This window comes from Streptomyces sp. NPDC029138, assembly GCF_055564375.1.
The window spans coordinates 1-5501 of sequence record NZ_JBVHWM010000024.1; the positions used below are offsets into that span (position 1 = coordinate 1).

The 5501-nt window shown below is 71.7% G+C and carries 6 protein-coding genes; 1 reads left to right on the plus strand and 5 read right to left on the minus strand.

Features of this window, described 5'->3' with window-relative positions; genetic code table 11:
- Nucleotides 1–105 precede the first annotated feature (105 nt).
- The gene (locus ACZ4WH_RS20250) at nt 106–1083 is read right to left on the minus strand and encodes a DUF6039 family protein (RefSeq protein ID WP_468182258.1); all 978 of its coding nucleotides are present in this window, start codon (nt 1081–1083) and stop codon (nt 106–108) included.
- 147 nt (nt 1084–1230) lie between these two features.
- Here ACZ4WH_RS20250 and ACZ4WH_RS20255 point away from each other — a divergent pair, with 147 nt between their 5' ends.
- Entirely contained in the window at nt 1231–1776 is a 546-nt protein-coding gene (locus ACZ4WH_RS20255) for a DUF1697 domain-containing protein (protein WP_468182259.1), read from the plus strand.
- On the opposite strand, the gene ACZ4WH_RS20260 is transcribed toward ACZ4WH_RS20255, so the two are convergent.
- The 4 genes from ACZ4WH_RS20260 to ACZ4WH_RS20275 all read right to left on the minus strand — a co-directional run bounded on the left by ACZ4WH_RS20260 (nt 1742) and on the right by ACZ4WH_RS20275 (nt 5500).
- The gene (locus ACZ4WH_RS20260) at nt 1742–2581 is read right to left on the minus strand and encodes a thioesterase II family protein (protein WP_468182260.1); all 840 of its coding nucleotides are present in this window, start codon (nt 2579–2581) and stop codon (nt 1742–1744) included. The genes ACZ4WH_RS20255 and ACZ4WH_RS20260 overlap by 35 nt on opposite strands.
- Before the next feature lie 68 nt (nt 2582–2649).
- Nucleotides 2650–3930 carry a beta-ketoacyl synthase N-terminal-like domain-containing protein gene (locus ACZ4WH_RS20265; protein ID WP_468182262.1) on the minus strand — a complete coding sequence of 427 codons (1281 nt, stop codon included), beginning with the start codon at nt 3928–3930 and terminating at the stop codon, nt 2650–2652.
- A complete protein-coding gene (locus ACZ4WH_RS20270) occupies nt 3927–4211 on the minus strand; it encodes a phosphopantetheine-binding protein (protein WP_468182263.1) in 285 nt (94 codons plus the stop codon). Before ACZ4WH_RS20270 ends, ACZ4WH_RS20265 begins: the two co-directional genes overlap by 4 nt.
- Before the next feature lie 38 nt (nt 4212–4249).
- Nucleotides 4250–5500 carry a hydroxymethylglutaryl-CoA synthase family protein gene (locus tag ACZ4WH_RS20275; protein ID WP_468182265.1) on the minus strand — a complete coding sequence of 417 codons (1251 nt, stop codon included), beginning with the start codon at nt 5498–5500 and terminating at the stop codon, nt 4250–4252.
- Between the last annotated feature and the right edge of the window lies 1 nt (nt 5501).

Here is a 5501-nt window from a genome sequence, read left to right on the forward strand (position 1 = left end):
CCCCCCCCCCCCCCCCACCCCCCCCCCCCCCCCCCCCCCCCCCCCCCCCCCCCCCCCCCCCCCCCCCCCCCCCCCCCCCCCCCCCCCCCCCCCCCGGGCTGCCGCTCAGGCCGTCCCGGCCTCGGGCATCGCGATCTTCCGCGTCGTGTACATCCCCCAGTGCTGGGGCGTGAGCGCCAGGTCGGACAGCGTCGCGTCGATGAACATCCGGTCCCAGGTGCCGCCGCCCTTCTCAGGGGCGATCCGCTCCTTCGTGTAGACGTCCCGGACGTCGTCCTCCATCCACGCGCGCATGTCGATCAGTGAGTAATAGGACGCCAGCGACTTCATGTGGATGAACCAATGGATGCGGTCGGAGGTGCCGAACGCCTCCTCGTAAAGGAACACGGTCACCTCACCGCCCTGCTTCGCATTGATCGCCTCCGCCACGTCCCGGGCGAACTGCCGGCCCTCGGTGCGGAATTCGTAGGTCAGCTGGCCCACCCGGTGGATCAGGATGCCCGCAGTCGCCGAGTTCATCGTCTCCTCGGGCGGCAGGGACGTCTGGGCCTGCGCGGGCGGGACCACCGCGGCGCCGCCCAGCCTCGGGCGCTGAGCCTGTCCGTCGCCGTCGACCCCGGTGCCGTACATGCCGGTGAACTGCGGGAGCAGCACGGTCTCCGTGAGGGAGCCGTCGGCGAACATGCGGTCCCAGGTGCCGCCGCCCTTCTCCGGCGCTATGCGCTCCTTGGTGAAGATGTCCCGGAACCCGGCGTCGGTGCTGCCCATCCGCACCAACGTCTCGTAGTCCTCGAGTGACTTCACATGGATCAGCCAGTGGATCTGGTCCTTGCGGCCGAACGTCTCCTCGTAGACATACACCGAGGCGACGCCCACCTGATGGGTGTTGATGTACTCGGCCAGCTCCCTGGCGAAGATCCGCGCCTCCGACCGGTACTCGCTTCGGATCAGACCCACCCGGTCGACGATGACGCCGGCGTTCGCCGAGTGCAGGAGCTGGTCGAGCGGCACCGATGTCTGGTACTGCGCGGACGGGATGGCAAACGCCTCCGGGGGCATCACCACAGGCGATTCATCGGACATGGCGGGAACTCCCAGCGTGAATCGGAGCAGAGGACGAAGACGTTTCCGATTCTTCCCGGCGTACGTCCGCGGGTCTGCTCAGTATTGAGTGCTTGCCGTGAACGGGAGTTCGTTGTCCGCCGCACCGGCGTGTGAGAGGTTGGTGCCATGACGAAGCACATCGCGCTTCTGCGTGGAATCAATGTCGGCGGCAATGCGAAGATTGCCATGAAGGATCTGCGCGGACTGTTCACCACCATGGGATTCGAGGTAGTACAGACCTATCTCCAGAGCGGGAACGTGGTGTTCGACGCCCCGGACGCGCAGTCTCCGGCCGAACTCGCCGCGAGCATCGAAAAGCGGATCGTCGACGACCTCGGTGTGTCCGTCACGGTGCTGCTGCGCACCTCCGAGTCCATGGCGCGCACCCTCGCCGGGAACCCGTACCTGGACCGGGAGGACGACCCGACCAAGCTGCACGTCACCTTCCTCGCCCAGGCGCCGACCGCCGAGCAGGCCGGCCGCTTGGAGGTCCCGGCCGGAGAGACCGCCGAATTCACCCTGTCCGGTGACGAGATCCACCTGCACGTCCCCGGCGGGTACGGCAGGACCAAACTCAACAACGCCTTCATCGAGCGCCGTCTCGGCATCCCGGCCACCACCCGCAACTGGAAGACGGTCAACGCCCTGTACGAGCTGGCCGCCGAGGACTGAGCCGCCCCCGGTGCGCCGCCTGCCCCAGGTCCTGCCGCACGCGCGCCAGTACGTCCGGCCGCCCGTCCTTGAGGTAGAAGTGGTCACCGGACAGCACCCGCAGGACGAACTCGTCCGTGGTGGTCTCGTGCCAGCCCGCCAGCTCGGCGCAGTCCACCTCCGGATCGTCCGCCCCCATGTAGGCGACGACCGGGCAGGACAGCCGCGGACCCGGCAACGGCCGGTACAGCTCGTTCAGTTCGAAGTCGGCGCGCAGCGCGGGCAGGAACGCGGCCAGCAGCTGCGGCTGGCCCAGCACCTCCACGGGCGTGCCGTTCAACGCGCTCAGCTCGGCCAGGAACGCGTCGTCCGGCAACATGGAGAACATCCGCCGCCCCGACGCGAGCTGCGGCGCCCGTCGCCCCGACACCACCAGGGCCCGCGGCCCTCCGAACGGCCCGTCGGTGAAGCGGCGGGCCACCTCGTAGGCCAGCACGGACCCCATGCTGTGCCCGAAGAAGGCGTACGGCCGGTCCAGATGCGCCGCGACGACCTCGCACAGCGGGTCGATCACCTGCTCCACCCGTCGGTACGGCAACTCGTGCAGCCGGGACTCCCGGCCGGGCAGGAGGACCGGGCACACGTCGATCTCCGGTGCGAGCGTCGTCCGCCACGGCCGGAACAGCGCCGTCCCTCCGCCCGCGTGGGGGAAGCAGAACAGCCGGACACCGGCGTCGGGAGCGAACCGGCCGACCCCGCCCGCGAGCCACTTCCGCGGTCCCTCGGGTCCCCGCGCCGGCTCCCGTGCCGCAGTCGGTCCCGTCACGGTGACTCCTCCTCGTCCCCTTCGGCTGTCCGTGCCGTCCGTCCGGTACCGGTGTGCGCCAGGACCGGTCATGCCCGGCGCGCCAGAACCACCGAGGCGTTGAATCCGCCGAATCCGAAACTGCTGGAGAGCGCGAACTCCACCTCGGCGCTCTCGGCCCGAGCACCCACGAAGCGGATGCCGTCGTCGATGGGGCGGGCCAGGTTGGCGTTCGGATGCAGGAAGCCGCCGCGCAGCTGCACCACCGTCGCCACGGCCTCCACCACCCCGGCCGCGCACAGGCCGTGGCCCGTCAGCCCCTTCGTCGCGTTCGTCCACGGCCGGCCCACGGCCGCACCGAACACCCGGCGCAGCGCCCGCAGTTCCGTGTCGTCCCCCAGCCGGGACGCCGTACCGTGCGTGTTCACATACCCGATCCGCTCCGGCGGCAGCCCGGCCCGGACGAGCGCCGCGGCCATCGTCCGTGCCTCGCCCTCCTCGCTCGGGTCCGCCAGGTTGTTGCCGTCCAGCCGCACCGCCCACCCGGGCAGGCCGGCCAGCGGTACGGCACCCCGGGCCCGGGCGTGCGCGGCCGACTCCAGCACCAGGCACGCGGCGGCCTGGCCCGGCACGAAGCCCTCCCGGTCGCGGTCGAAGGGCCGGCACCGGGTGGCCGGCCGGTCCGTGCCGGCACCGCCCGCCATCGCCCCGAGGTTGAAGAACGCCTGCCGTTCCAGCGCCGACAGCTCGGTGAGCGCGCCCACCACGACGCACACGTCGGCGTCGTCCGAGGCCACGAGCCGGGCACCGTGGGCGATGCCGACCGAACCGCTGGCCGACGCGCCGCCCACCGTGCACCCCTCACCGGTGACGCCGAGAATCCGGCTGACCGTGCCCACGTGGTCGGTGTCCTGGAAGTGGAGGGCGTAGCGCGGCGGCAGGTACGACGGGTCCTTCTCGTAGCGGGGCCGCACCCGCTCCGCCTCCGCCCCGCCCAGGTTGTGCCCGGCCACCACCAGGGCGACCCGGTCCGGGCGCGGTGCCCCGCCCCGGTCGTACAGTCCGGCCGACTCCCACGCCTCCAGCGCCACCGCCACCGACGCCTGCACCGGCAACGGCGAGCGTCCCGCGACCCGCAGGGCATCCCGCCGCAGCCGCTCCGGCAGCCGCTGCCGGGCCGCCACCGCCTCGGCGAACCGGAAGTCGCACAGGTCGGCGGTGAGCACCGGGCCCGGCGCACCAGGGGCGGTGCCGCCCGGGCGGGCCGTGACACCGCTGCGGCCGGCCCGCAGCGCCGCGCCGAACGAGGCGGTGTCCTGCGCGAGCGCGCACAGCACACCCGTGCCGGTGACCACGACGTCCGAGGTCATCCCCGGCCGCCGCGGTGCCGGTCCAGCAGCTCGGCGAGCGTGCGCAGATCGTGCACCGCGGCGAACTCGGTGACCGGCACCTGGATGTCCAGGTCCTCCATGGTCATGGTGACCACGTCGGCCCGGTCGACGCTGTTGCAGCCCAGGTCGCTCAGCGAGCGGTCGAGGGTGATCTGCGCCGGGTCCAGGTCCGGGACCACCACCAGCACATTGCGCCGGATCGCCTCGAAGAGCGGCGACCGCTCGGTCAGCGGCCCGCTGTCGTGCCTGTCGATGTCCATGCTTGCGTCCGTTCTCGTCGTCGTGCGGGGGCGTGCGGTCAGGTCCAGGCGTACTGGCGGTGGAAGTCCTTCGTCCCGGTGTGCACCAGCAGCCGCTCGGCCGGCAGAAAGGAGGCGTGCCGGTCTACGTCGACCGTCCGGTGCTTCTCCGGGACGAGACAGCGCAGCGTGTCCTTCAGCAGCTCCGTGTACGCGCCGAAGCCGATGCGGGTGCGGCCGTCCAGCCGCTCGCCGATCCGCATCGGCGCCAGCGCCGTACGGGAGTCCGGGCCGACCACCCCGCTGAAGAACTCGGACGAGCAGCCCGAGCCGTACGCGTACAGGCCCACCCGGGCGGGACGCTCCAGCCCCGCATGGTCGAGCAGGCTGGCCAGCGCCAGGTACACCGATCCCGAGCACAGGTTGCCGACCAGCGCCGGATAGACGAGCGAGGGGGCCACCCGGCGCTGGAAGTCCTCCTCGACGGCCTGCGCCGACACCTCCCCGGACGCCCGCATCATCTTGCGGTGTCCGGCCTTGACCAGCCCGGCGAACGGGGTGTGCATCGCGAGTTGGTCGAAGGTCGTGGCGAAGTCCGCGGCCTCCACCCGCGAGCGGTAGTCCTCGAAGCTGTTCGTCAGACAGTCCAGATACGCGAAGAGCGACCGGTCGACGTCGGCGATGTCGAACTCGGGTGTGGGCCGGGCCGAGTCCAGCGTCTCGTAGCTGTAGGTGCCGAACGCGCCGAGGTCGGAGGTGAGGATGCGGGGCGCGTCACCGATCAGGACGGCCGCGGCGCCGTGCCCGGTCGCCGGCTCGGCCAGCCCCGCGCGCGCGTCGACCAGGGCCACGTCCGTCGCGATCACCAGCGCCTTCCCGCCGGGCGACACCCCCGAGGCGGTGTACCCGATGGCCAGCTGCACCGCCGCCGTCGCCGCGTAACAGGCCTGCTTGACCTCCACCAGCCGGCAGTTGCGGCTCAGTCCCAGGTACTCGTGGACATAGCTGGACACCGACTTGCTGTAGTCGAGCCCCGACTCGGTGGACGTCACCAGCAGCTCGATCCGGTCCCGGTCGGCCGGGGACAACGCGTCCAGGAGCGGCCGCGCCGCGTTGACCGCGTTGGTGACGGGATCCTCGAAGGGCAGCCCGACGGAGCGTTCCCGCATCATGATGTTGTCGACGCGCGCGAGATCCAGGCCCCGCCCGGCGACCAGATCGGGCACCGGGATACGGGCCAGCCCGGCATAGACGTTCAGCGCCTCGATGCCGTACCGGCGCTGCGTCGCGAAGTCCGCGGTCTCGGTCATG

What these genes read in the sequence shown, in the direction of transcription:
- ACZ4WH_RS20265 (WP_468182262.1), bottom strand. Translation starts at nt 3,930, where the DNA reads ATGACCTCGGACGTCGTGGTCACCGGCACGGGTGTGCTGTGCGCGCTC.
- ACZ4WH_RS20275 (WP_468182265.1), bottom strand. Translation starts at nt 5,500, where the DNA reads ATGACCGAGACCGCGGACTTCGCGACGCAGCGCCGGTACGGCATCGAG.
- ACZ4WH_RS20270 (WP_468182263.1), bottom strand. Translation starts at nt 4,211, where the DNA reads ATGGACATCGACAGGCACGACAGCGGGCCGCTGACCGAGCGGTCGCCG.
- ACZ4WH_RS20250 (WP_468182258.1), bottom strand. Translation starts at nt 1,083, where the DNA reads ATGTCCGATGAATCGCCTGTGGTGATGCCCCCGGAGGCGTTTGCCATC.
- ACZ4WH_RS20255 (WP_468182259.1), top strand. Translation starts at nt 1,231, where the DNA reads ATGACGAAGCACATCGCGCTTCTGCGTGGAATCAATGTCGGCGGCAAT.